Origin of the sequence: Aquamicrobium sp., assembly GCF_023954335.1 — a bacterium.
GTDB lineage: Bacteria > Pseudomonadota > Alphaproteobacteria > Rhizobiales > Rhizobiaceae > Aerobium.
Map to the genome: position 1 here is coordinate 1,344,869 of NZ_JAMLIE010000001.1, position 21,970 is coordinate 1,366,838.

Consider the following 21,970-nt stretch of genomic DNA (forward strand, 5'->3'; position numbering starts at 1 on the left):
TCCTTGCCGGGGTTCGGCGATCTCTCTGACATGGGGAAAAGCCGGCAGCGGGCGGCCGCGCCGCGCCGCCGCCGATTGCCGCTCCGGTGAATTTGGCCTAGTTTCCGGGGCACAATCATAACAGCGGTGCTGCCCGTAAAACCCCAGAACCAGAGGTGGTCAAATGTCCGATTCTACCCGCCGTCCGTCCGGCCTTCTGCCGGTCTCCCGCCGCCGTCTGTTGAAGGGGGGCGCCGCGCTCGGCCTCGCCGCCGGCCTGCCGACGCGCCTCTTCGCACAGGAGGCGCTGAAGGTGGCGGCCGTCTACACCGTGCCGGTCGAGCAGCAATGGGTCAGCCGCATCCACAAGGCCGCCAACGCGGCGAAGGACGCCGGCGAGATCGAGTACGTCTATTCCGAGAACGTCTCCAACAACGACTACGAGCGCGTGATGCGCGAATATTGCGAGGCCGGCCACAAGCTGATCCTCGGCGAGGTGTTCGGCGTCGAGCAGGCCGCGCGCGATGTCGCCCGCGACTATCCGGATGTCGCCTTCCTGATGGGCTCGAGCTTCAAGGAAGACGAGAGCGTGCCCAACTTCGCGCCGTTCGACAACTACATCCAGGACGCCTCGTACCTGACCGGCCTGATCGCCGGCGCGATGTCGCAATCGAAGAATTTCGGCATGGTCGGCGGCTACCCGATCCCCGAGGTCAACCGGCTGATGCACGCCTTCATGGCCGGCGTGAAGGAAGTGGCGGCCGACGCGAAGTTCCAGGTCGCCTTCATCGGTTCGTGGTTCGACCCGCCCAAGGCCAAGGAGACCGCCTTCGCCCAGATCGACGCCGGCGCCGACGTGCTCTATGCCGAGCGCTTCGGCGTCTCCGACGCGGCCAAGGAGCGCGGGGTGCTGGCCATCGGCAACGTCATCGACACGCAGAGCGACTATCCCGAGACAGTGGTGGCCTCGGCCCTGTGGCACTTCGAGCCGACGCTCGCCAAGGCCGTTGCCGAGGTCAAGGCCGGCACCTTCAAGGCCGCCGACTACGGCGTCTATTCCTTCATGAAGGACGGCGGCTGCTCGCTCGCCCCGCTCGGCACCTTCGAGGAAAAGGTCCCGGCCGAGGTCAAGGCGCTGGTGGCCGAGAAGGAAGCCGCGATCCGCGCCGGCACGCTCACCGTCGAGATCAACGACGAAGAGCCGAAGTCGAACTAGCGCCTTTTTCCTTCTCCCCGCCTGCGGGGAGAAGGTGGCCCGGAGGGCCGGATGAGGGGCAGCGTCGGCTTTGTGCAAGGTTCGTGCCGCCCTCATCTGCCTGCCGGCATCTTCTCCCCGTGAACGGGGAGAAGTACGCTTGCCGCTCCGATTTCGCCAATCGCCATGGTTTCATGACCCAGCCCGTCCTGCGCATATCCGGCGTCACCAAGCGGTTCGGCCCGCTCGTCGCCAACGATTCCATCTCGTTTTCGCTGATGCCGGGCGAGGTGATCGCGCTGCTCGGCGAGAACGGGGCGGGCAAGACGACGCTGATGAACATCCTGTTCGGCCACTACGTCGCCGACGAGGGCGAGGTCGAGGCCTTCGGCAAGCCGCTGCCGCCGGGCGACCTCAGCGCCGCGCTCGACGCCGGCATCGGCATGGTCCACCAGCACTTCACGCTGGCCGACAACATGACCGTCTTGGAGAACATCGCGCTCGGCACGCAAAGCCCGTGGTCGCTCAGGCTAGACCGGGCGGCGGCGCGGGCGCGCATCGCCGGGCTCGCGCGCGATTTCGGCCTCGGCGTCGAGCCCGACCGGCTGGTCTCGTCGCTGTCGGTCGGCGAGCGCCAGCGCGTCGAGATCCTGAAGGCGCTCTATCGCGACGCCAGGGTGCTGATCCTCGACGAGCCGACGGCGGTGCTGACGCCGCTGGAGACCGAGGCGCTGTTCCGCACGCTGAAGATGCTGGTGGCCAAAGGCCTTTCCGTCATCTTCATCTCGCACAAGCTCGGCGAGGTCATGGCGGTGAGCGACCGGGTGCTGGTGCTGCGCGCCGGCCGGCTCTCGGGCGAGCGCAAGACCGGCGGCGCGACCCGGCAGGAGCTGGCGGCGCTGATGGTCGGGCAGGAGGTCGCGGCCCCGCCGGTGCCGCCGGTCGCGCGCGGCGCGCCGCTGCTCGTGCTCGACAACGTCTCGACCGCGCCCGGCCCCGGCGGCAGCGCCCTGCGCGGCGCGTCGTTGACGCTCCATGCCGGCGTCATCACCGGGCTTGCCGGCGTCTCGGGCAACGGGCAGGCCGCGCTCGCCGCGCTACTTTCCGGCACCGGCGCGCCGGCTTCCGGCACGCTCCGCGTCGGCGGCGAGGCGGTCGCCGGGTGGTCGCCGCGCGCCGCGCTCGCCCACGGCATCGCCCGCATCCCCGAGGACCGCCACGCCGTCGGCTCCATCGCCGACATGAGCGTCACAGAGAACGTGATCCTCGAACGCTACCGCTCGCCGCGCTTCTCGCGCCGCGGCTTCCTCGACTGGAAGGCGGCGCGGGCCTTCGCCGAGGCGCTGATCCGCGACTACGACGTCAAATGCCCGTCGCCGGAGACGCGCATCCGCCTGCTGTCGGGCGGCAACATGCAGAAGCTGATCCTCGGGCGCGCGCTCGATCCCGATCCCGTCGTCATCCTCGCCAACCAGCCGACGCGCGGGCTCGACGTCGGCGCCGTCGCCTATGTCCACGGCAGGCTGCTGGAAGCGCGGGCGAGGGGGGCGGCGATCCTGCTGATCTCGGAAGATCTCGACGAGATCCTCGCCCTGTCCGACGAGGTGGCGGTGATGTTCAAGGGCCGGCTCTCCGCGCCCTCGCAGCGCGGCGAACGCTCGATCCGCGACCTCGGCGAGCTGATGGCCGGCCACGGGCTGGAGGAGGCGGCGTGACGGTGTTCGAGGCCGAAAGGGGTGCGCCTCTCCTTCTCCCCGTTTACGGGGAGAAGGTGCCCGAAGGGCGGATGAGGGGCGGCGCAAACCCTGCAAGGTTGGCGCCGCCCCTCATCTGGCTGCCGCCATCTTCTCCCCGTAAACGGGGAGAAGGACGCCGTCCGCTATGCCGGCTTCCATTCTTGCAACAGCGGGAGTGTGCCCATGCGGCTTGAGCCGAAGCCCGCGCCCTCGCTTGCCGCCACGCTCGCCTATCCGGCGGGTGCGGTGGTCGCCACCTTCGTCATCGCCGGGCTCCTGGTGCTGGCGGCGGGCGCGTCGCCCTTCGCCGTGTTCGCGCAGGTCATCAAGGGCGCGGCCGGCTCGCGCTTCGCCGTCCTCGAGACGCTGACGCGGGCGACGCCGCTGATCTTCACCGGCCTTGCCGTCGCCGTCGCCTTCCGGGCCAAGCTGTGGAACATCGGCGCCGAGGCCCAGCTCTATGCCGGCGGCCTCGCCACGGTCGTCCTCGGCACCGGCGCGCTGCCCTTGCCGGCGCCCGTCCTTATCCCGCTCATCATGGCGGCGGCGATGGCGGCCGGCGCGCTGCTGCTGCTCGGCCCGGCCTTGCTCAAGACCCGGCTCGGCGTCGACGAGGTCGTCACCACGCTGCTCCTGAACTTCATCATGATCCTGTTCGTCTCGATGCTGCTCGAAGGCGTGCTCAAGGACCCGATGGGCATGGGCTGGCCGCAGTCTGAGCGCGTCGTCGCCGAGGCGCAGCTGATGAAGCTCGTTCCGCGCAGCCGCCTTCATCTCGGCTTCGTCATCGCCCTTGTTGCCGCTGTCGCGGTCTGGGTGGTGATGAAGAAGACGACGCTCGGCTACGAGATGCGCGCCGTCGGCCACAACCCGGAAGCCGCGCGCTTCGCCGGCATCCCGGTCAACCGCGTGCTGGTGAAGACGGCGCTCATCTCGGGCGGGCTCGCCGCGCTCGCCGGCTTTTCCGAGGTCGCTGGCTTGAAGGGCAACTTGACGCTCGATCTGTCGCCCGGCTTCGGCTACACCGGCATCGTCGTCGCCATGCTGGCGATGCTGAACCCGCTCGGCGTCGTCGCCGCCGCGATCTTCGTTGCCGGCATCTTCGTCGGCGCCGACGCCATGAGCCGCACGGCCGGCGTTCCCTCCTACATCGCGCAGGTGATGGTCGCGACCGCGCTCCTGACCATGGTGGTGGCGATCATGCTCGCCCGCTTCCGCATCAGGTGGAGGTGAGGATGGCTCCTGTCATGACCGCCGTTTCCCCTCACCGACCCTTCGGGCCACCTCTCCCCAGAGGGGAGAGGAAAGGCTGCTGCAACGTCTCCGCATCTTTCCTCTCCCCTCTGGGGAGAGGTGCCGAGCGTAGCGAGGCGGTGAGGGGAAACCGCGCCGGAACGGGGACGGCCGGATGATCGAAGCCTTCGAGATCCTGTTCACCGCCTCGTTCTGGGTCGCCGCGATCCGCATCGCCTCGCCGCTGATCTTCGCCACCATGGGCGAGCTGATCTGCGAGCGCGCCGGCGTGCTCAATCTCGGCATCGAGGGCATCATGGCGGTCGGCGCCTTCGCCGGCTGGATGACCGTCTATTCCGGCGGCGACCTGTGGACAGGCGTCGCCGTCGCCGCGCTGGCCGGCGCGCTGTTCGGCCTGCTGCACGGTGCGCTCACCGTGCCGCTCGGCCTGTCGCAGCACGTCGTCGGCATCGGCATCACCCTGCTGGCGACCAGCCTGACCTATTTCACCTACCGGCTCGTCCTGCCGGAAGTGACCTCGCCGCCGAAGATCGTGCCGTTCCAGCCGCTGCCCGTGCCGCTGCTTTCCGACATCCCGCTCGTCGGCCCGGCGCTGTTCAACCAGACGCCGCTGACCTATCTCGCCTTCGCCACGGTCGCCATCGTCGCCTGGGTGCTCTATCGCACGCCGCTGGGCTTGGCCGTGCGCGCCGCCGGCGAGAACCCCGCCGCCGTCGAGGCGCAAGGCATCTCGGTGACGGCGGTGCGCATGGGCGCGGTGATGGTCGGCAGCGCGCTGATGGCGGTCGGCGGCGCGTTCCTGACCATGTCGGCCTTCAACTCGTTCTTCTTCGAGATGATCAACGGCCGCGGCTGGATCTGCATCGCCCTCGTCGTCTTCGGCTCGTGGCGGCCGGGCAAGGCGCTGCTCGGTGCGGTGCTGTTCGCCGCCTTCGACGCCTATCAGGTCCGCCTCCAGCAGCTGACCGGCGGCGTCGTGCCCTACCAGCTGTTCCTGATGATGCCCTTCGTGCTTTCCATCGCTGCGCTCGTCGTCATGTCGCGCCGCGCCTCCTATCCGAAGGCATTGATGATCCCCTACCGGAAAGGCGAGAGATGAGCTTCGACCTGATCGTGAAAGGCGGCACGCTGCCGGACGGCAGAACCGCTGACATCGCCATTTCCGGCGACCGCATCGCCGCGGTCGAGCCGGATATCGGAGCCGAGGCCGGCCGCGTGATCGACGCCGCGGGCTGCCTCGTCTCGCCGCCCTTCGTCGATCCGCATTTCCACATGGACGCGACGCTTTCCTACGGCATACCGCGCATCAACGCCTCGGGCACGCTGCTCGAAGGCATCGCGCTGTGGGGCGAGCTGAAGCCGCTGCTCACCCACGAGGCGGTGAAGGAGCGGGCGCTTCGCTATTGCGACTGGGCCGTGTCGATGGGCCTCCTCGCCATCCGCAGCCATGTCGACACCTGCGACGACCGGCTGCTGGCAGTCGAGGCGCTGCTGGAGGTGAAGCGGGAGGTCGCCCCCTATATCGACCTGCAACTGGTCGCCTTCCCGCAGGACGGGCTCTATCGCGACCCGACCGCGCGCGACAACACCATCCGCGCGCTCGACATGGGCGTCGAGGTTGTCGGCGGCATCCCGCATTTCGAGCGCACCATGGAGGACGGCCGCCGCTCGGTGACGGAGCTGTGCGAGATCGCGGCGGAACGGGGCTTGAGGGTCGACCTCCACTGCGACGAGACCGACGACCCGCTGTCGCGCCACATCGAGCAACTCGCCTACGAGACGCAGCGCCTCGGCCTTCAGGGCCGCGTCAACGGCTCGCACCTGACCTCGATGCACTCGATGGACAATTACTACGTCTCGAAGCTCTTGCCGCTGATGGCGGAGGCCGAGGTGTCGGCCATCCCCAACCCGCTGATCAACATCGTCATCCAAGGCCGCCACGACACCTACCCGAAGCGGCGCGGCATGACCCGCGTGCCGGAAATGCTGAAGGCCGGCATCCGCGTCGGCTTCGGCCAGGATTGCGTGCGCGACCCGTGGTATCCGCTCGGCACCGCCGACATGCTCGACGTCGCCTTCATGGGCCTGCACGTGGCGCAGATGACGAGCCCTGAGGAGATGGCGCGCTGCTTCGACATGGTGACGAAGGAGAGCGCCGCCATCATGGGAGTGGAAGGCTACGGGCTGGAAAAAGGCTGCAAGGCCAGCCTCGTCGTCCTCGACGCCGGCGACAGGATCGAGGCGATCCGCCTGCGCGCCGAGCGCCTCGTCGTGGTGGCGAAGGGCAAGGTGGTGGCCGAACGCCCGCGCCGCGACACCGCGCTCACGCTCCCCGGCCGCCCGGCAAGCGTCAATCGGCGGCATAGCGTCTGAAGTGTGCCGCGTCTTATCCGCTCCGGCGGAGTGCAATGTTCGAGCGCCGGCGCTGCCCCTCATCCGCCCTTCGGGCACCTTCTCCCCGTGAACGGGGAGAAGGAATGCCGGCCGCAATCCCGCAGTTCTCTTGCCACGCTTGCGATTGGCGAAAGCAAGGACGGCAGCTCTCTTCTCCCCGTTCACGGGGAGAAGGTGGCGGCAGCCGGATGAGGGGCAGCGCCGGCGGCGCCGAAAATGCGCATAAGGCGCGGCACGCGATCAGTTCAGCCGATCGGTTCGGCTTCCCATTTCGCCAGCGCCGTGTCGCGCAGGTCGCGGATCGAGGAAAGCCGCTCGCGCTTCACGATCTCGGAAAGGCCGCGCACGATCCTGCCCGGCATCGCCGGCCCGGCATAGATCATGCCGGTATAGAGCTGGACGAGGTCCGCGCCGGCCCTGATCTTCTCGGCCGCCGTCTCGGCGCTCTCCACCCCGCCGACGCCGATCAGCGCCATCTGCGGCCCGAGCCGGCGGCGCATGCGCGCCAGCACCGCGGTCGAGCGCGAGAACAGCGGCCGGCCGGAAAGCCCGCCGGTCTCGGCTTTCGCGGCGCTGCCCAGCCCGTCCCGCGCAAGCGTGGTGTTGGAGACGATGACGCCGTCGATCCCGTTGCCCTGCACTTCCGCCGCGATGTCGTCGAGCCCGGCCTCGTCGAGATCGGGCGCGATCTTGAGGAACACCGGCGTATGCCCGCCCGCCCGCGCGTCCTCCGCATCGAGCGCCTGCCGGACGGCGGCGAGCAGCAGGCCGAGGCTTGTCCTTGCCTGAAGGTCGCGCAGGCCCGGCGTGTTCGGCGAGGAGATGTTGACCGTGAGGTAGGAGGCATGGGCCGCGAAGCGCTCGATGCCGAGCCGGTAGTCGGCGATGCGGTCGGTGCTGTCCTTGTTGGCCCCGACATTGATGCCGACGATGCCCGCCCGCCCGCGCCGCGCCTCCATGCGCTTCAGGCACGCGGCATGGCCCTCATTGTTGAAGCCGAGCCGGTTGACGACGGCCGCGTCCTCGGCCAGCCGGAAGATGCGCGGCTTCGGGTTGCCCGGCTGGGCGAGCGGCGTCACCGTGCCGATCTCGGCGAAGCCGAAGCCGAGCCCGAGCAACGCGTCCGGCACCTCGCCGTTCTTGTCGTAGCCCGCCGCCATGCCGAGCGGGTTGGGGAAGGAAAGGCCGGCGACATCGACCCGCAGCGCCGGGTCGGGCGCGGGGGGGCGGCAAAGCGGCAGCCCGCTCTTCAGCGCCGCGATCGACAGGCCGTGCGCGGTCTCGGGGTCGAAGGCGAACAGCAGCTTCTGGCCGATGCGGTCGAGACCGGGAATCATATGTCGAGCTCCGGAAAGATGTGGGCCCCGTCCGCGCCCAGCGGCAGCGGCTTCACCCAGAGGGCGGCGGCGGGATCGAGCGGGGCGTAGAGATGCGGGAACAGCGCCCCACCGCGCGAGACTTCCCATTTCAGCGCCGCGCCGAGTCCCTCGGCGTCGACGGCGACGAGGACAAGATCGTCCTGCCCGGAAAAATGCTTCGCCGCCGTCTCGCGCACCTGCGCGGCGGTCGAGAAATGGATGTAGCCGTCGGCGAGGTCGACCGGCGCGCCGGCGAACGTCCCCCGCGCCTCCGCCTCGCGCCACAGCGCCCGGGGCGCGATCTTGTAGATGAGCGTCGTCATGGCCGGGCTATAGAGCAAATGCGGGAAAAGGGGGAGGCGCTATTCACGGTGCCGACGCAATTCGGGCGCAATGCTGCGAAAAATTCACGTCCGCTTCGTCAAGGAGGCTTTCCCGATGCGCCACCATGTCACCCTTGCCTGCGCCGCTTTCGCCGGGCTCGCCGCCCTGCCGGCCGCCGCCGAGGAGGCCGAACGCTACCGGCTGGAGCGCACGGAAGACGGCTATGTCCGCCTCGACACCACGACCGGCGCGATGACGCTGTGCCGCGAGGCCGACGGCCGGCTGGTCTGCGCGCCGGCCGCGCAAGAAACGGGGTCCGCTTCCGAGGTCGAATCGCTGCGCGAGCGCCTGCGCCTGCTCGAGGGCCGCGTCGCGGCGCTGGAAAGCGGCGGCGCGCCCGTCGCCGGCCTGCCGCCGGAAGAGGAGTTCGAGCGCGGCATCGGTTACATGGAGCGGTTCTTCCGCATGTTCATGGGGCTGGTGAAGGAGTTCGAGGACGAGCCGCGCGCTGCGCCGGAAAAGCCCGCTCCCGAGCGCACCTGACCCGCATCCGCCACCCGCCATCGGGCCTTCGGGCAGGTTCGTCGTTGACGCTTATCGCCTGCGACAATTTTCACTATTGTTGCCGGCGGGGGTCAACCGGGGACTGATTCTTCATCCGTCCCATTCTCAGGAGTGCGGGATGCTCAAGGAATTCCAGGAATTCATCGCCCGGGGCAACGTCATGGACCTTGCCGTCGGCGTCATCATCGGCGGCGCGTTCGGCCTGATCGTGTCGTCGCTGGTCGACGACATCATCATGCCGATCGTCGGCGCGATCTTCGGCGGGTTCGATTTCTCGAACTACTTCCTGCCGCTGTCGTCCAACGTGACCGCGACGACGCTTGCCGCGGCGCGCGAGCAGGGCGCGGTGTTCGCCTACGGCAATTTCATCACCGTCATCATCAACTTTCTGATCCTCGCCTGGATCATCTTCCTGATGGTCAAGGCGGTGAACACGCTGCGCCGCAAGCTCGAGGCCGAGAAGGCCGCCGAGGTGGCGGCCGCGCCGGCCGACGTCCAGCTCCTGACCGAGATCCGCGACCTGCTTGCCAAGAAGTAGGCGTCGCGATACCCGACTTCGTGACCCCGGCCGCCCGGCCGGGGTCTTTCTTCGTTGAAGGCAGCCTTTCCATGTCGCTGGTCGATCATCTCCGTCCCGAAGCCCGCAACGCGCCGGAAAGCGGCATCGTCGAATTGATGAACCATGCGCGCGGCCGCGAGGGGCTGATCCCGCTCTGGGTCGGCGAGGGCGATCTGCCGACGCCGTCCTTCATCGCCGAGGCCACAGTCGCCTCGCTCGCCGCCGGCGAGACCTTCTACACCTGGCAGCGCGGCATCCCGGAGCTGAGGGAGGCGCTCGCCCGCTACTATGGCCGCCATTTCGGCGGCTCGTACCGGGCGGAAGAATTCATCGCCTGCTCGAGCGGCATGCACGCGATCCAGCTCGCGCTCGACGCGGTCGCCGGCCCGGGCGACGAAGTGGTCTATCTTTCCCCCGCCTGGCCGAACTTCGCCGCCGCCGCGGCGATTGCCGGTGCGCGGCCCGTTCCCGTCGTGCTCGACAACACGGACAATGGCTGGGCGCTCGACATCGAGAAGCTCGCCGCTGCGATCACGCCGGCGACGAAGGCGCTGTTCGTCAACACGCCGTCGAACCCGACCGGCTGGGTCGCCGACCGCGAGACGCTTGCCGCCATCCTCGCGCTCGCCCGCGCGCGCGGCCTGTGGGTCGTCGCCGACGAGATCTACGCGCTGTTCTCCTACGGCGCGGCGCGCGCGCCTTCCTTCCTCGACGTCGCGGGGCCGCAGGATCGCCTGATCTTCGTCAACAGCTTTTCGAAGAACTGGTCGATGACCGGCTGGCGCATCGGCTGGCTGAAGATCCACCCCGACTTGCAGCAGGTGTTCGAGAATCTGGTGCAATATTCGAGCTCGGGCACGCCGACCTTCCTGCAACGCGGCGCGGTGGCCGCGCTCGACCATGGCGACGCCTTCGTCGCCGGCCAGGTCGAGCGGGCGGCAAAGGCCCGCGCCATCCTGTGCGACCGGCTCGCCGCCACCGGCCGCGTCCATCTCGCGCCGCCGGCCGGGGCGTTCTACCTGTTTTTCCGCATCGACGGGGTGGAGGACAGCCGCGCCGCCGCCTTCGACATGGTCGAGCGCGCCAATGTCGGGCTCGCGCCCGGCGCCGCCTTCGGCGCCGGCGGCGAGGGCTATTTCCGCCTCTGTTTCCACCGCCGCCTCGACCAGATCGAGGAAGCCGCGGAACGGCTGGGACGGTGGATCGAGACGGTCGGCTGAAACGAGAAAAGGTGGTCCGGGTCCGTCCGCTCCGGTCGAAAGCCGCCATTTTCGTGGCGCAGAAATCCTGATTTTTGCACCATTCCCATACCACAGTCGTGCCTGCCGTTTCTTAGGACGGCGTCGGCGGCCTGTCGAAGCGGGCGGCAGCGGACGCGCAAGAATTGGCAGTTGACCGCCTGAGTACCGATCTTTCCCATCGGAGTTCCGATTCCAATGAAAGTTCTAAGCGTTCTTCGCGCCCTGCCTTTTACGGCCCTCGCTCTGGCCAGCATTTGGGCTGCCAATCGGGCTCCCGACGGTCGCCGTCCCCCGCAGATGGACTTCACCGTTACGCCTGAGGCAATCGCCAATGCCCTGACCAAGGTGCCGCACATAGCCTCCATGGCCATGCTGTTTGTCCTCGCCGCACTCGCGACGGGCTACTCTCGCATCTGGCTTGCCGCGGTGCTGACTTTTCTTGTGGGCGTGAGCTGGGAGCTCGTACAAACCACGGTAATCGGCCACAATCCCCGTGTCGTTGACCTCTTTCCCAACGTTGTTGGCATTGCCATTGCCTGGATCGCCGTATCCGTGTCGGTTTTTCTCTGGCGCTCGGCCTGTTCGCGCTTTGCTGCCTCCCGCTGAAAGAGACGTGACCGGACTTCCCCCGCAAGTCGTGCCGTCCGCTACGGCCGGACCCCGGCCTGCCCTCAGCCGCCGGCCTTCGGCACGGTCAGCGGCACGATCCGGTCAGAGCGCGCGGCGACGCTGGGCTTGCGCTGGCTCTCGAACGGGATGCCGAGCGCGGCCCACGTCTCGACCAGCGCCTCTTTCAGCGTCTCGATCAGCGCGTCGTCGTGGAACGGCGTCGGCGTGACGCGCAGCCGCTCGGTGCCGCGCGGCACGGTCGGGTAGTTGATCGGCTGGATGTAGATGCCGTGCCTGGCCAGCAGCCGGTCGCTCGCCATCTTGCACAGCTCCGGGTCGCCGACGAGGATCGGCACGATATGCGTCTGCGACGCCATCACCGGCAGGTCGGCCGCCGACAGCACGTCCTTGGTGTGCTGCGCCTGCCGCTGCTGGGCGTCGCGCTCGCTCTGCGAGACCTTGAGGTGGCGGATCGAGGCGGTGGCCGCCGCCGCGATCATCGGCGGCAGCGCGGTGGTGAAGATGAAGCCCGGCGCGTAGGAGCGCACGGCGTCGATCACCTCGCGCCTGCCGGCGATGTAGCCGCCCAGCGTGCCGAACGCCTTGGCGAGCGTGCCCTCGATGACGTCGATGCGGTGGGCCAGCCCCTCGCGCTCGGTGATGCCGCCGCCATGCGCGCCGTACATGCCGACCGCGTGGACCTCGTCGATATAGGTCATAGCGTTGTACTTGTCGGCGAGGTCGGCGATCTCGGCGATGGGGGCAATGTCGCCGTCCATCGAATAGACGCTCTCGAACACGATCAGCTTGGCGCGCTCGCGCCCGGCCTGCGCCAGCAGGCTTTCCAGATGCGCGAGGTCGTTGTGGCGGAAGACCTTCTTCTCCGCGCCGGAGCGGCGCACGCCCTCAATCATCGAGGCGTGGTTCAGTTCGTCCGACAGGATCAGGCAGTTCGGCAGCAGCCGGGCGATGGTCGAGATCGCCGCCTCGTTGGAGACGAAGCCGGAGGTGAAGACGAGGCCGGCTTCCTTGCCGTGAAGATCGGCGAGCTCGCGCTCGAGCTCGACCAAGGGGTGGTTGGTGCCGGAGATGTTGCGCGTGCCGCCCGCGCCCGAGCCCATGGACGAGACGGTCGCCTGCGCGGCCGCGATCACGTCCGCGTGCTGGCCCATGCCGAGATAGTCGTTGGAGCACCAGACGGTGATTTCGCGCGCCTCGCCCTCGGCGCGCCAGATCGCCCTGGGGAAGGCGCCGACGATTCGTTCCAGATCGGCAAACACCCGGTATCGCCGTTCGGCGTGGAGCTGGTCGATCGCTTCTTCGAAAAACCGTTGGTAGTTCATTCTTTCGTCCCGGGGTTGCGGCGGCAAGAAAGTTCGCGCTGCCTGAGGCGTCGGCCGCCCATGGCCGGATTGCCACGCCGACGGCACATGCTTTCTATACCGCCTGACGCAACGGTACAGATTGATTTTCCTCAAGCGCAACAATCTGCCGCACCTGAAATCTTTCTTAGCGAATTTCGGGGCATGGTGGCCGGCGCGAAGACGCGGCCCCGCCGCGGGCACGAGGAAGACACGGGGATAGCGACATGGCCGTACTCGTCACCGGCGGCGCCGGCTATATCGGCAGCCACATGGTCTGGGAACTGATCGACGCCGGCGAGGAGGTGATTGTCCTCGACCGCCTGTCCACCGGCTTCGAATGGGCGGTCGCGCCCGAGGCGAAGCTGGTCATTGGCGATGTCGGCGACAGCGCCCTCGTCTCGGAGCTGATCGCCGCGCACGCCGTCGATTCGGTCATCCACTTCGCCGGCTCGATCGTGGTGCCGGAATCGGTCGCCGACCCGCTCGCCTATTACGACAACAACACGGTGAAGACGCGCGCGCTGATCGAGAGCGCGGTGAAGGGCGGAGTCGGGCACTTCATCTTCTCCTCCACCGCCGCCGTCTACGGCGCGACCGGTGCGGAGCCGGTGCTGGAGAATGCTGCCTTGAATCCCGAGTCGCCCTATGGCCGCTCCAAGCTGATGAGCGAATGGATGCTCGCCGACGCGGCCGCCGCCTACGGGCTGCGCTACACGGCGCTGCGCTATTTCAACGTCGCCGGCGCCGACCCGAAGGGCCGCACCGGCCAGTCGACGGCGGGCGCGACCCATCTGATCAAGGTGGCGGGGCAGGCCGCGCTCGGCAAGCGGCCGTTCATCGAGGTCTACGGCACCGACTATCCGACGCCGGACGGCACCTGCATCCGCGACTACATCCATGTCAGCGACCTCGCCGCCGCGCACCGGCTGGCGCTGGAGCGCCTGCGCCAGGGCGGGACGAGCCTTGTCGCCAATTGCGGCTACGGCCACGGCTATTCGGTGTTCGAGGTGCTGGACAGCGTCCGCCGCGTCCATGGCCGCGAGTTCGACGTGCGCCTCGCCGGGCGGCGGCCGGGCGACGCGGCGGCGGTCGTCGCCAACCCGGCGCTGGCGCGGCGCGAGCTCGGCTGGTCGCCGCGCCTCGACGATCTCGACGGCATCGTCAGGTCCGCGCTCGACTGGGAGCGCCATCTGACGATGATGAACACGCCGCAGCCTCCGGCGTGAGGCTGTCGCCGATCTATCTTCTGTTTCTACGCAATTCCGGACGGAAAGTGCTTCACACTTTTCCTGGAATTGCTCTATCGCTGCACGACGATGCGGGTGTTCTTCAGCCCTTCCTGCTGGGCGAGACGGTAGAGCACGGCGGCGTTCTGCGTGTGCAGCCGCACGCAGCCGGCCGAGGCCGGCCGGCCCAGCCGGCTGACCTGGTTGGTGCCGTGGACCGCATAGTTGCCGCTGTAGAAGATCGCATAGGGCATCGGCGCGTTGTTGTAGCGGCTGGAGCGATGATTCTTCGACAGCCACTTGGCGCTCCAGCTTCCCGCTGGCGTCACCTTGCCCTTGCGCGCGGTCGAGACCTTCCAGCGATACTTGACCTGCCCGCGATGGATGACGGTCATGGTCTGGGTCGAGATGTCCACCCTGGCGACGAGCGACGCCGCCTGCGAAGCGACCGGCGCGCCGACGACGAGCGACAGCGCCAGCGCAATGCCTGCAATGATCCTCATGGTTTTCCCAAGCCTTGTTGCCGATGACGCAAGGTTAGGTCCGGGCAGGGGCGAAACCAACTCATTTCTTCGTCATTGCCGTTTCAGGGTTAGCGGAAAGGGTTAAAAGCCTTTCCGTTTTCCCGCCCGATGTTCTAGAGATTCGCCTGCCGCGTGACAGGGCTCGCGGCGAAAGACAGGCAGCGAAAGGGTCGCCATGACGCTCAAGGTCGCCGTCCAGATGGACCATATCTCGACCGTCTCCATCGCCGGGGATACCTCGTTCGCGCTGTCGCTCGAGGCACAGCGGCGCGGCCACGAGCTGTGGCACTACACGCCGGACCGGCTGTCGATGCTGGGCGGCGCCGTCTTCGCCTATGCCGAGCGGATGGAGGTGCGCGACATCAAGGGCGACCATTTCACTCTCCAGCCGGCCGAGCGCGTCGATCTTTCGCAGATGGACGTCGTCCTGCTCAGGCAGGACCCGCCCTTCGACATGAACTACATCACGACGACGCATCTGCTGGAGCGCATCCATCCGAAGACGCTGGTGGTCAACGACCCGGCCTGGGTGCGCAACAGCCCGGAGAAGATCTTCGTCACCGAGTTTCCCGACCTGATGCCGGAGACGCTGATCACCAAGGACCCGCGCGAGGTCGACGCCTTCCGCCGGCAATATGGCGACATCATCGTCAAGCCGCTCTACGGCAATGGCGGCGCCGGCATCTTCCACCTGCACGAGGCCGACCGCAACCTCGCCTCGCTGCTCGAGATGTTCCAGCAGATGTTCCGCGAGCCGTTCATCGTCCAACGCTACCTGAAGGACGTGCGCAAGGGCGACAAGCGCATCATCCTGATCGACGGCGAGCCGGTCGGCGCCATCAACCGCGTGCCGGCCGAGCACGATTCGCGCTCCAACATGCATGTCGGCGGCCGCGCCGAGCCGACCGGACTGACGGAGCGCGAGCGCGAGATCTGCGCGGCAATCGGCCCGTCGCTGAAGGAGCGCGGCTTCATCCTCGTCGGCATCGACGTGATCGGCGACTTCATGACCGAGATCAACGTCACCTCGCCGACCGGCGTGCGCGAGATCCTGCGCTTCGGCGGCGCCGACGTCGCGGCCCTGTTCTGGGACGCCGTCGAGGCCAAGCGCGGATAGGGCCGACCGCCGCGCCGGGTTCCGGCCGCTAGCGCTTTAATGCTTGGCGCCGATGATCGCGCCGGCGGCCGCGCCGCCCAGCCCGCCGACGACCGCGCCGGGCGTCCCGGCGATCGCGGCTCCGGCGAGGGCGCCCGACCCCGCGCCTATCGCGGCGCCGCTGGCGGTCCGCATGGCGGGGGTGGAGCCGCACCCGGCGAGCGACAGGGCAAGGATCGAAACGGCGATGATGCGCGTCATGGCATATCTCCCGGCATTTCAGGTTGGGGTTCGCCCCCGAGACTGGGAGAACAGGGTTAAGAATTGCTTATGGCGCGCCGAAGCGGGGCTGCGCGGTTCGTTCCGTTCTTCGGCGGTGGGCCTTGGTTGCATCGCGAGGATCATATTCCTTGCCGGCGGAAGGCGCTAAACGAGTGAACATAATAAGAACATGGGTGGTAATTTCGGTGGGACTTTCTGCGTCACAGAGTGCCACCGTGCACCGTTCGTTCCGTTCTTCGCTGTCGGCTCTTGCCAAAAAAACGCTGCAACCCTATAGCCCGCAAGGAGCGGAGCGTAGCGCAGCCTGGTAGCGCATCTGGTTTGGGACCAGAGGGTCGCAGGTTCGAATCCTGCCGCTCCGACCAAGAACGGCACCGGCAGGCAACGAACGAGGCAGACATGTCCGCACGCATCTTCAGCCCGGCAAAGACCGCAATGCAATCCGGCACGGCCAAGACCGGCTACTGGGTTCTCGAATTCGACCCCGAGCAGCCGCGCAAGATCGACCCCTTGATGGGCTACACCACCTCCGGCGACATGAAGAGCCAGATCAGGCTCACCTTCGAGACGCGCGAGGAGGCCGTGGCCTACGCCCAGAAGAACGGCATCGCCTATCGCGTCATGGAGCCGAAGAAGCCGAAGCGGCAGCAGGTCTCCTACTCGGAGAACTTCCGCTACGACCGCCGCATGCCGTGGACGCACTGACCCGTCCGCGCCCCGCGGGCACCCCGAAACGATCGGGAGTACCTGTTTCGCCGCGTTTCCGGTAAAAGCGGACTCCGCTTGTGCCGGAAGCATCCTGACCGGCCCCGTAGCTCAGCTGGATAGAGCACCGGCCTTCTAAGCCGATGGTCACAGGTTCGAATCCTGTCGGGGTCGCCAGCAAAATCAAATACTTATTGTATTTTGCTCATTCTTGTTGCCGTCTGTATACCGCAATTTCCAAGGGTTTCCCGCGCCGCACGGCGGGTCCATGCGACATGAACGCAACATGAAACAAGGCACACATGAAGAATCCGCGCAAACCTTCCGAACAACCTGTAACCACTGACCGGATCGAGAGTGCCTGAGGTGGACCCGCTTGGTGAGACAGTTTGGCGGCTTGGCTAAGGTGGATCGGGTTGGTTTTTACGCCGCCAATTTCTCCATCATTTCTGCCGTAGCATAGACCTCGTCGGGTGTCCTGCCGTCGAAGGTCGAGTGGGGGCGTCGCCGGTTGTAATAGTCGATCCATGAACCGATGCCAGCCCGGGCCTCACCGCCTGTCTCGAAGGCGTTGAGGAAGACGCACTCGTATTTGAGGCTGCGCCACAGCCGCTCGATGAAGACGTTGTCCATCCACCGGCCGCGCCCGTCCATGGAGATGCGGATGCCGGCATCCTTCAACGTCGTGGTGAAGGCGAAGCTGGTGAACTGGGCTTCTCCTGATCGGTGTTGAAGATGTCGGGCCTGCCATGGCGGGCGATCGCCTCTTCCAGAGCGGCGACGCAGAAGTCGGTATCCATCGTGTTCGACAGCCGCCAGCCAGCACCTTGCGGCTGAACCAGTCCATGATGGCGACGAGGTAGAGGAAGCCGCGCGCCGCATGGGGATGTAGGTCACGTCGGCGCACCAGACCTGATCGGGGCGCTCAATGTTGAGATGCCGCAGCAGGTAGGGATAGATGCGGTGCTGGGGATGCGGCTCGCTGGTCTTCGGCGCTTGGTAGATCGGTGACAGGCCGATCTTGCGCATCAGCCGCCGGACCCGCTTTGCGGCCTACGCACCAGCCCTGACGGCGTAGGTGCCGCGCCATCTGTCTCGAGCCATACCACGGCATTTCGTGAACGCCTCGTCAATGAGGCGCATCAGTTCGAGGTTTCGGGCGTCTCGCCCGCCGGCTGTCGATAGAACGAGGCCCGCGAGATCGAGACCAGTTCGCACTGGCGGCGGATCGAGAGCCGTTCGTGATCGGGATCGATCATCATTCTCCTCGATCCAGGCTCAGGCGATCGAAGGCTTTGCCACAAAATCCCGCTCCACGACGAGCTGGCCGATCTTGGCGTGCAGCTTCGTCACCTCGGCTTCCCGGCCGGCCCGCATCCGAAGCCCTGTCGTCGAATGCCTTGGCCAGGTTCTCGATGGCCTGCCGTTTCCACTGCGTGATCTGGTTCGGATGAAGCTGGTGCTTCGTCGCCAGTTCCGAAATCGTCCGCTCGCCGCGGATCGCCTCAAGCGCAACCTTGGCCTTGAACTCGGCCGTAAACCGTCTGCGTGTCTTCATGCTGGATCGTCCTTTCCATCGGGCGATCCACCTTATGCCCCTGTCTCAGAAACCGGCACCACCTCTCCACCTCTGCCCTCGATCGGCTGGCCATCATCATGGCCACCCTCGGAGAGTCGGGTGCACGATACCTGCCAATTTATGAGAAGCCCGAGTCGGAGCTTGCTATCTACAAGGCTAGGGAAGCGAAGATGGTTGAGATCCATGAGCGGGCGCGGCGCGTGAAGTGCAAGGAAGTCCTCCCCTGATTGACGGCCTGAGATGTTTCCAGCACCATCTTCTAAAAAGGGGAAGCGGGCATGGGAGAAAGCAAACGATTTACTCTGATTGAACGGTCAGCAATGACCTTTGAGTCGTTCTTGGGTCGCGAGTTCGGTAACCGATTCTACTCAGATGAGTTCTTGACCGGGATATCTTCGCGTCGACTCGAGCTACACGCGCGTCTGGCTAGATCGAGTGGGTTGGCATTTACCTTCGCAACGCTAATCGCATTCTTTGATTTGATCGCCGGTAGTGCCTTTTCGTACAGCGGGCTGACGTTGCAGATCACAAAAGATCTCATGCCCATTCTTGCGCTTTTCGCGGCAGGCGCATTTCTCCAGATGACCTTTACATTCATCGATGAGCAGATCGTTTTTAGAATCCTGACAAAGATCGGCGCGAAGATAGACGTCCACCATTTTCCGCTACTTCTTGTCGACAAGGCGGCGATCAATCTTTGGGCCGACGCGTTAGCTCCACGGTACTTCGGCCCCAAATCCGGCTTTGGCCAAAAGGCATCGTTTGCGTTCTTGGCGTTCGTCGCTTTGACCGCGAATCTGGCACTCTACCTGTATGCGCCAGCGATGATTGCGGTTGTCACATACCAGACATTCGCAAATCTGGACTCCCGCTTGGTGACAAAAGGAATAAGCGCGTTGTCCTGCCTTGTCGTGATATGGGCGCTCCTTCTCGGCATATTCTCTGGCTGGAAGTTCAAGTTTCAACCCGCAGACTGGATCGAATCCACGAATAAGCCGACGGAAGAGTTTGCTGCTCAAATGAGGGCAGAGCTAGCAGCAGAGCAAGCAACAAACGAAGCTTAACAGGCACCAAAATAGGAGCCTAACTGTCTCCTTCACCTCCTCCGGCTTGGCTTGTTTCAGACCTGTTCCGCCGCCCCCTCCAGTGCCGCCGGCACCGCGCCGCGCTGCGGCGGTTCGGGGACTTCGCAGCCGGTGGTGCAGCAGCGGCCCGGCTGCTTCGAAACGCGGCGGCCGTCGTCTAGGACGCCGCGATCGAGGAGACCCTCGACCAGTTCGGCCTTTTCCATAACGGGATAGTTGCGCCAGATCTCGCGCTTCATCGCTTCGGGCGAGCCGCCGCCATGCAGCGAGATCACCGAATACCACCCGGCCTGATGCGACACCGTCAGGTCCTCGATGAAGCGGGCGACGTCCGCGCGCCGCTCGGCGGGGATGTCCGGCCGGCCGCCCATCACGGCGGCGAGCGACGCCTTCGTTTCCGGGTTGTGGTCCTCGTCCGGGCCGGGCAGGGCGACGATCAGCCCGCCGGAGACGTAGTGGGCGAGGCGGTGCATGTCGTAGATCTTCGTCGCCAGCAGCAGCTTGCCGATATTGGAGAACACGGCATCCGGCATCACCGACCCGGCCGGGTCCTTCGCGCAGTAGACCGAGGAGGCGACGCCGCAGGCGTAGAAGCTTTCCGTGATGGTGATGAGCTCGACCATCGCGTCGCGGATATGGGCGTGGCGGCCGGCGTCGAGGCCGTTCGCCTCGATCATCAGCGCGCCGGCGCCGATCAGGAGGTCGCCGAAACCGGCGCGCGCGCCGATGCACGAATGCCGGTGATGCGTGGCGTAGGAGGTGGTCAGGAACCCGCCTTCCCCGGTCTCGCCGGCGAGGAACACGCGCTCGTGCGGCACGAAGACGTCGTCGAAGATGACGACGCCGACCGACTGGCCGTACTTGGCCGAGAATTTCGCCGCCGCCTCGCCCGGGCGGCCCGCCGGCCGCGCGACGATGGTGACGCCCGGCGCGTCGCATGGCACGGCGCAGCAGACGGCGAAGGCGGCGTCCTCGGGGGTGTGCGTGCGGCAGGGCATGACCAGGAACTCGTGCATGTAGGGTGCGCCGGTCACGATCGCCTTGGTGCCGCGGATGACGATCCCGTCCGGCCGCCGCTCCTTGATGTGGACGTAGACGTCCGGATTGGCCTGCCGGCCGGGGCGTGCCGAGCGGTCGCCCTTGGCGTCGGTCATGGCGACGCCGAGCGTCAGGTCGCGGTCCTGGACGTCGTGGAGATAGGCGAGGAACCTCTGGGCATAGTCGGTGCCGTGATTGGCGTCGGTCAGCCGCGTCGACTGGAAGAGGCCGTTGAGCGCGTCATGCGTCAGGTAGCGCTGGGCGCAGCCGGAGGTCTTGCACACCAGCCGCACCGCCTCGAGCTTGAACAGCAGGTCTTGCGCCGTCTCGTTGATGTGCAGCATGCGGTTGACGGTCTTGCCCGACGTGCCCTGCCGCGCCGTCATCAGCGGCGCGTGCTCGGCCTGAAGCGCGAAATCGTAGGTGACGCCGACGCCGGCGATGCCCGGCGCGAGCAGTGGCTCGTCGGCGACGCTCTCGACACGGTTTCCGTTGATGAAGACGCGCGGCTTGTAGGCGCGCAAGGAATCTCGGTACTCGGCCGCGGACATCAGCATGGCGGTTCCTTCCCTCTTGTTCGAATTATCGAACACTGTTAAATTCTGGACAGCATCGGGATGGTTGTCAAGCGAGGAGCGAGGCGCGGCAGTGGTGGCGAAGCGGCAGAGCCGGCGCGAGGCGGTGAGCGGGCACAAGCGTGCGTTGATCCTCGACGCCGCCCGGCAGGTCTTCGCCGAGGAGGGCCTCGACGGCGCCAGCCTGCGCGCCATCGCGGTCCGCGCCGGCTATACGCCCGCGGCGCTCTATTTCCATTTCGAATCCAAGGAAGCGATGTATGCCGAGGTGCTGCGCGCCTCGCTGGAATCGCTCGGCGCGGCCGTCGACCGGGCGGTCTCGCGCACGCGCGCGCCGCAGGAGACGCTCAAGGCCGCGGCGATGGCGTTCTTCGGCTTCTATGCGCAGAACCCGCGCGATCTCGATCTCGGCTTCTACCTGTTCCGCGGCGGCATGAAGCCCGCCGGGCTCGGCCATGCGCGCGACATGCGGCTGAACGCGGCGCTGGAAGCGGCCCTGCGTCCCATCGCGCAGGCCGCCGTCGCGCTCGGCGCGTCGCAGGAGCGCGCCAATCTCCTGATGGTCGACAGCTTCGCCCATGCCGCGGGCCTGCTCCTGTTGCTCCACACCGGCCGCATCCGCATGTTCGGGGCCTCGGCACCGGAGTTGATGGAAGCCTATGTCGACGACAGGATCGCGCAGCTCGCGCATCCTTCGTCCGAAGAATCCCGACGCGCTTCAGGGAAGGAGTGACACTGATGCCGACCATCGATCCGGAACGCGCGCTGCTTCTCGTCATCGACTTCCAGGCTCGGCTGATGCCGGCGATCCATGACGGCGAGGCCGCGGTGCGCAATGCCGGCCGGCTGATCGAGGCGGCAACGCTCCTCGGCGTCCCGCGCCTGTTCACCGAGCAGAACCCGAAGGGCCTCGGCCCGACCGTCGAGGCGCTGCCGGTCGAGAAGGACCGGCTGGTCGCCAAGCAGTCCTTCGACGCCTGCCGGGAGGACGGGTTCCTCGATCGTATTCCGCGCGACGCGCAGGTGGTCGTCGCCGGCTGCGAGGCGCATGTCTGCGTCCTCCAGACGGTGCTCGGCCTCATCGCCGCCCCGCGCACCACCTATGTCGTGGCCGACGCCATCGGCTCGCGCGCGGCGGAAAGCAGGCAGGCGGCGCTGCGGCGCATGGAGCGCCACAGCGCGGAGATCGTCACCACCGAGATGGTCGTCTTCGAATGGCTGAAGACGGCGGAGCACCCAAAATTCCGGCAGGCGGTGGCGCTGATCAAGTAGCGCCGGCTGCC

At 66.8% G+C, this 21,970-nt stretch carries 21 protein-coding genes, 2 tRNA genes and 1 pseudogene; 17 read left to right on the forward strand and 7 right to left on the reverse strand.

The window, feature by feature from the left end; genetic code table 11:
- Nucleotides 1–163: 163 nt before the first annotated feature.
- The 5 genes from M9945_RS06575 (at nt 164) to M9945_RS06595 (ending at nt 6,537) form a co-directional block, all read left to right on the forward strand.
- On the forward strand, nt 164–1,195 hold the full coding sequence (locus M9945_RS06575) for a BMP family protein (RefSeq protein ID WP_367943897.1): 1,032 nt from the start codon (nt 164–166) through the stop codon (nt 1,193–1,195).
- Nucleotides 1,196–1,368: 173 nt separating this feature from the next.
- Nucleotides 1,369–2,889: an ABC transporter ATP-binding protein gene (locus M9945_RS06580; protein ID WP_367943898.1), complete on the forward strand. Its 1,521-nt coding sequence runs from the start codon at nt 1,369–1,371 to the stop codon at nt 2,887–2,889.
- 204 nt (nt 2,890–3,093) lie between these two features.
- Nucleotides 3,094–4,143, forward strand: a complete 1,050-nt coding sequence (locus M9945_RS06585; RefSeq protein ID WP_367943899.1) for an ABC transporter permease — start codon at nt 3,094–3,096, stop codon at nt 4,141–4,143.
- Between the two features lie 175 nt (nt 4,144–4,318).
- Nucleotides 4,319–5,263 carry an ABC transporter permease gene (locus tag M9945_RS06590; protein WP_367943900.1) on the forward strand — a complete coding sequence of 315 codons (945 nt, stop codon included), beginning with the start codon at nt 4,319–4,321 and terminating at the stop codon, nt 5,261–5,263.
- A complete protein-coding gene (locus M9945_RS06595; RefSeq protein WP_367943901.1) occupies nt 5,260–6,537 on the forward strand; it encodes an amidohydrolase family protein in 1,278 nt (425 codons plus the stop codon). The genes M9945_RS06590 and M9945_RS06595 overlap by 4 nt, the downstream gene beginning before the upstream one ends.
- 266 nt (nt 6,538–6,803) lie before the next feature.
- On the opposite strand, the gene M9945_RS06600 is transcribed toward M9945_RS06595, so the two are convergent.
- Together M9945_RS06600 and M9945_RS06605 are read right to left on the reverse strand one after the other, a co-directional pair.
- On the reverse strand, nt 6,804–7,895 hold the full coding sequence (locus M9945_RS06600) for a quinone-dependent dihydroorotate dehydrogenase (RefSeq protein WP_367943902.1): 1,092 nt from the start codon (nt 7,893–7,895) through the stop codon (nt 6,804–6,806).
- Nucleotides 7,892–8,239, reverse strand: a complete 348-nt coding sequence (locus M9945_RS06605; protein WP_367943903.1) for a DUF952 domain-containing protein — start codon at nt 8,237–8,239, stop codon at nt 7,892–7,894. The genes M9945_RS06600 and M9945_RS06605 overlap by 4 nt, the downstream gene beginning before the upstream one ends.
- 115 nt (nt 8,240–8,354) lie before the next feature.
- Between M9945_RS06605 and M9945_RS06610 the strand changes: the two genes are divergently transcribed.
- The 4 genes from M9945_RS06610 to M9945_RS06625 all read left to right on the forward strand — a co-directional run bounded on the left by M9945_RS06610 (nt 8,355) and on the right by M9945_RS06625 (nt 11,210).
- Nucleotides 8,355–8,783 (forward strand): hypothetical protein, encoded by a 429-nt coding sequence (locus M9945_RS06610; RefSeq protein ID WP_367931246.1) that lies wholly within the window; start codon nt 8,355–8,357, stop codon nt 8,781–8,783.
- A 139-nt stretch (nt 8,784–8,922) separates the two neighbouring features.
- The gene (mscL, locus tag M9945_RS06615; RefSeq protein ID WP_367943904.1) at nt 8,923–9,342 is read left to right on the forward strand and encodes a large conductance mechanosensitive channel protein MscL; all 420 of its coding nucleotides are present in this window, start codon (nt 8,923–8,925) and stop codon (nt 9,340–9,342) included.
- A gap of 71 nt (nt 9,343–9,413) precedes the next feature.
- On the forward strand, nt 9,414–10,583 hold the full coding sequence (locus M9945_RS06620) for a pyridoxal phosphate-dependent aminotransferase (RefSeq protein WP_367943905.1): 1,170 nt from the start codon (nt 9,414–9,416) through the stop codon (nt 10,581–10,583).
- A gap of 216 nt (nt 10,584–10,799) precedes the next feature.
- On the forward strand, nt 10,800–11,210 hold the full coding sequence (locus M9945_RS06625; protein ID WP_367943906.1) for a hypothetical protein: 411 nt from the start codon (nt 10,800–10,802) through the stop codon (nt 11,208–11,210).
- A 65-nt stretch (nt 11,211–11,275) separates the two neighbouring features.
- Here the strand turns inward: M9945_RS06625 and hemA are convergent, their stop codons facing one another.
- Entirely contained in the window at nt 11,276–12,556 is a 1,281-nt protein-coding gene (gene hemA, locus M9945_RS06630; RefSeq protein ID WP_367943907.1) for a 5-aminolevulinate synthase, read from the reverse strand.
- Between the two features lie 245 nt (nt 12,557–12,801).
- Between hemA and galE the strand changes: the two genes are divergently transcribed.
- On the forward strand, nt 12,802–13,803 hold the full coding sequence (gene galE / locus M9945_RS06635) for a UDP-glucose 4-epimerase GalE (protein ID WP_367931251.1): 1,002 nt from the start codon (nt 12,802–12,804) through the stop codon (nt 13,801–13,803).
- 74 nt (nt 13,804–13,877) lie between these two features.
- Here the strand turns inward: galE and M9945_RS06640 are convergent, their stop codons facing one another.
- Nucleotides 13,878–14,306, reverse strand: coding sequence for a L,D-transpeptidase (locus M9945_RS06640; RefSeq protein ID WP_367931252.1), 429 nt, complete (start codon nt 14,304–14,306; stop codon nt 13,878–13,880).
- A gap of 196 nt (nt 14,307–14,502) precedes the next feature.
- Between M9945_RS06640 and gshB the strand changes: the two genes are divergently transcribed.
- Nucleotides 14,503–15,444, forward strand: coding sequence for a glutathione synthase (gene gshB, locus M9945_RS06645; protein WP_367943908.1), 942 nt, complete (start codon nt 14,503–14,505; stop codon nt 15,442–15,444).
- Nucleotides 15,445–15,480: 36 nt separating this feature from the next.
- Here gshB and M9945_RS06650 read toward each other — a convergent pair whose 3' ends face one another.
- The gene (locus M9945_RS06650) at nt 15,481–15,684 is read right to left on the reverse strand and encodes a hypothetical protein (RefSeq protein WP_367931254.1); all 204 of its coding nucleotides are present in this window, start codon (nt 15,682–15,684) and stop codon (nt 15,481–15,483) included.
- Nucleotides 15,685–15,993: 309 nt separating this feature from the next.
- On the opposite strand from M9945_RS06650, the gene M9945_RS06655 reads away from it, so the two are divergent.
- The 3 genes from M9945_RS06655 to M9945_RS06665 all read left to right on the forward strand — a co-directional run bounded on the left by M9945_RS06655 (nt 15,994) and on the right by M9945_RS06665 (nt 16,587).
- A tRNA-Pro gene (locus M9945_RS06655) sits at nt 15,994–16,070 on the forward strand.
- A 34-nt stretch (nt 16,071–16,104) separates the two neighbouring features.
- Nucleotides 16,105–16,410: an ETC complex I subunit gene (locus M9945_RS06660; protein ID WP_367931255.1), complete on the forward strand. Its 306-nt coding sequence runs from the start codon at nt 16,105–16,107 to the stop codon at nt 16,408–16,410.
- Nucleotides 16,411–16,510: 100 nt separating this feature from the next.
- Nucleotides 16,511–16,587: transfer RNA gene (locus M9945_RS06665), tRNA-Arg, on the forward strand.
- Nucleotides 16,588–16,833: 246 nt separating this feature from the next.
- Here the strand turns inward: M9945_RS06665 and M9945_RS06670 are convergent.
- Nucleotides 16,834–17,968, reverse strand: a pseudogene (locus M9945_RS06670) (IS3 family transposase).
- 299 nt (nt 17,969–18,267) lie between these two features.
- Between M9945_RS06670 and M9945_RS06675 the strand changes: the two are divergent.
- Nucleotides 18,268–19,053 (forward strand): hypothetical protein, encoded by a 786-nt coding sequence (locus M9945_RS06675; protein ID WP_367931824.1) that lies wholly within the window; start codon nt 18,268–18,270, stop codon nt 19,051–19,053.
- Between the two features lie 56 nt (nt 19,054–19,109).
- Here the strand turns inward: M9945_RS06675 and M9945_RS06680 are convergent, their stop codons facing one another.
- On the reverse strand, nt 19,110–20,669 hold the full coding sequence (locus M9945_RS06680; protein ID WP_367943909.1) for a 4-hydroxyphenylacetate 3-hydroxylase family protein: 1,560 nt from the start codon (nt 20,667–20,669) through the stop codon (nt 19,110–19,112).
- A 94-nt stretch (nt 20,670–20,763) separates the two neighbouring features.
- Between M9945_RS06680 and M9945_RS06685 the strand changes: the two genes are divergently transcribed.
- Both M9945_RS06685 and M9945_RS06690 read left to right on the forward strand, forming a co-directional pair.
- Complete coding sequence (locus M9945_RS06685; protein ID WP_367943910.1) at nt 20,764–21,420, forward strand: TetR family transcriptional regulator; 657 nt, start codon at nt 20,764–20,766, stop codon at nt 21,418–21,420.
- Nucleotides 21,421–21,425: 5 nt separating this feature from the next.
- Nucleotides 21,426–21,959: an isochorismatase family protein gene (locus M9945_RS06690; RefSeq protein WP_367943911.1), complete on the forward strand. Its 534-nt coding sequence runs from the start codon at nt 21,426–21,428 to the stop codon at nt 21,957–21,959.
- The last annotated feature ends 11 nt before the right edge of the window (nt 21,960–21,970 follow it).

What these genes read in the sequence shown, in the direction of transcription:
- M9945_RS06575 (WP_367943897.1), top strand. Translation starts at nt 164, where the DNA reads ATGTCCGATTCTACCCGCCGTCCGTCCGGCCTTCTGCCGGTCTCCCGC.
- M9945_RS06580 (WP_367943898.1), top strand. Translation starts at nt 1,369, where the DNA reads ATGACCCAGCCCGTCCTGCGCATATCCGGCGTCACCAAGCGGTTCGGC.
- M9945_RS06585 (WP_367943899.1), top strand. Translation starts at nt 3,094, where the DNA reads ATGCGGCTTGAGCCGAAGCCCGCGCCCTCGCTTGCCGCCACGCTCGCC.
- M9945_RS06590 (WP_367943900.1), top strand. Translation starts at nt 4,319, where the DNA reads ATGATCGAAGCCTTCGAGATCCTGTTCACCGCCTCGTTCTGGGTCGCC.
- M9945_RS06595 (WP_367943901.1), top strand. Translation starts at nt 5,260, where the DNA reads ATGAGCTTCGACCTGATCGTGAAAGGCGGCACGCTGCCGGACGGCAGA.
- M9945_RS06600 (WP_367943902.1), bottom strand. Translation starts at nt 7,895, where the DNA reads ATGATTCCCGGTCTCGACCGCATCGGCCAGAAGCTGCTGTTCGCCTTC.
- M9945_RS06605 (WP_367943903.1), bottom strand. Translation starts at nt 8,239, where the DNA reads ATGACGACGCTCATCTACAAGATCGCGCCCCGGGCGCTGTGGCGCGAG.
- M9945_RS06610 (WP_367931246.1), top strand. Translation starts at nt 8,355, where the DNA reads ATGCGCCACCATGTCACCCTTGCCTGCGCCGCTTTCGCCGGGCTCGCC.
- mscL (WP_367943904.1), top strand. Translation starts at nt 8,923, where the DNA reads ATGCTCAAGGAATTCCAGGAATTCATCGCCCGGGGCAACGTCATGGAC.
- M9945_RS06620 (WP_367943905.1), top strand. Translation starts at nt 9,414, where the DNA reads ATGTCGCTGGTCGATCATCTCCGTCCCGAAGCCCGCAACGCGCCGGAA.
- M9945_RS06625 (WP_367943906.1), top strand. Translation starts at nt 10,800, where the DNA reads ATGAAAGTTCTAAGCGTTCTTCGCGCCCTGCCTTTTACGGCCCTCGCT.
- hemA (WP_367943907.1), bottom strand. Translation starts at nt 12,556, where the DNA reads ATGAACTACCAACGGTTTTTCGAAGAAGCGATCGACCAGCTCCACGCC.
- galE (WP_367931251.1), top strand. Translation starts at nt 12,802, where the DNA reads ATGGCCGTACTCGTCACCGGCGGCGCCGGCTATATCGGCAGCCACATG.
- M9945_RS06640 (WP_367931252.1), bottom strand. Translation starts at nt 14,306, where the DNA reads ATGAGGATCATTGCAGGCATTGCGCTGGCGCTGTCGCTCGTCGTCGGC.
- gshB (WP_367943908.1), top strand. Translation starts at nt 14,503, where the DNA reads ATGACGCTCAAGGTCGCCGTCCAGATGGACCATATCTCGACCGTCTCC.
- M9945_RS06650 (WP_367931254.1), bottom strand. Translation starts at nt 15,684, where the DNA reads ATGACGCGCATCATCGCCGTTTCGATCCTTGCCCTGTCGCTCGCCGGG.
- M9945_RS06660 (WP_367931255.1), top strand. Translation starts at nt 16,105, where the DNA reads ATGTCCGCACGCATCTTCAGCCCGGCAAAGACCGCAATGCAATCCGGC.
- M9945_RS06675 (WP_367931824.1), top strand. Translation starts at nt 18,268, where the DNA reads ATGGGAGAAAGCAAACGATTTACTCTGATTGAACGGTCAGCAATGACC.
- M9945_RS06680 (WP_367943909.1), bottom strand. Translation starts at nt 20,669, where the DNA reads ATGCTGATGTCCGCGGCCGAGTACCGAGATTCCTTGCGCGCCTACAAG.
- M9945_RS06690 (WP_367943911.1), top strand. Translation starts at nt 21,426, where the DNA reads ATGCCGACCATCGATCCGGAACGCGCGCTGCTTCTCGTCATCGACTTC.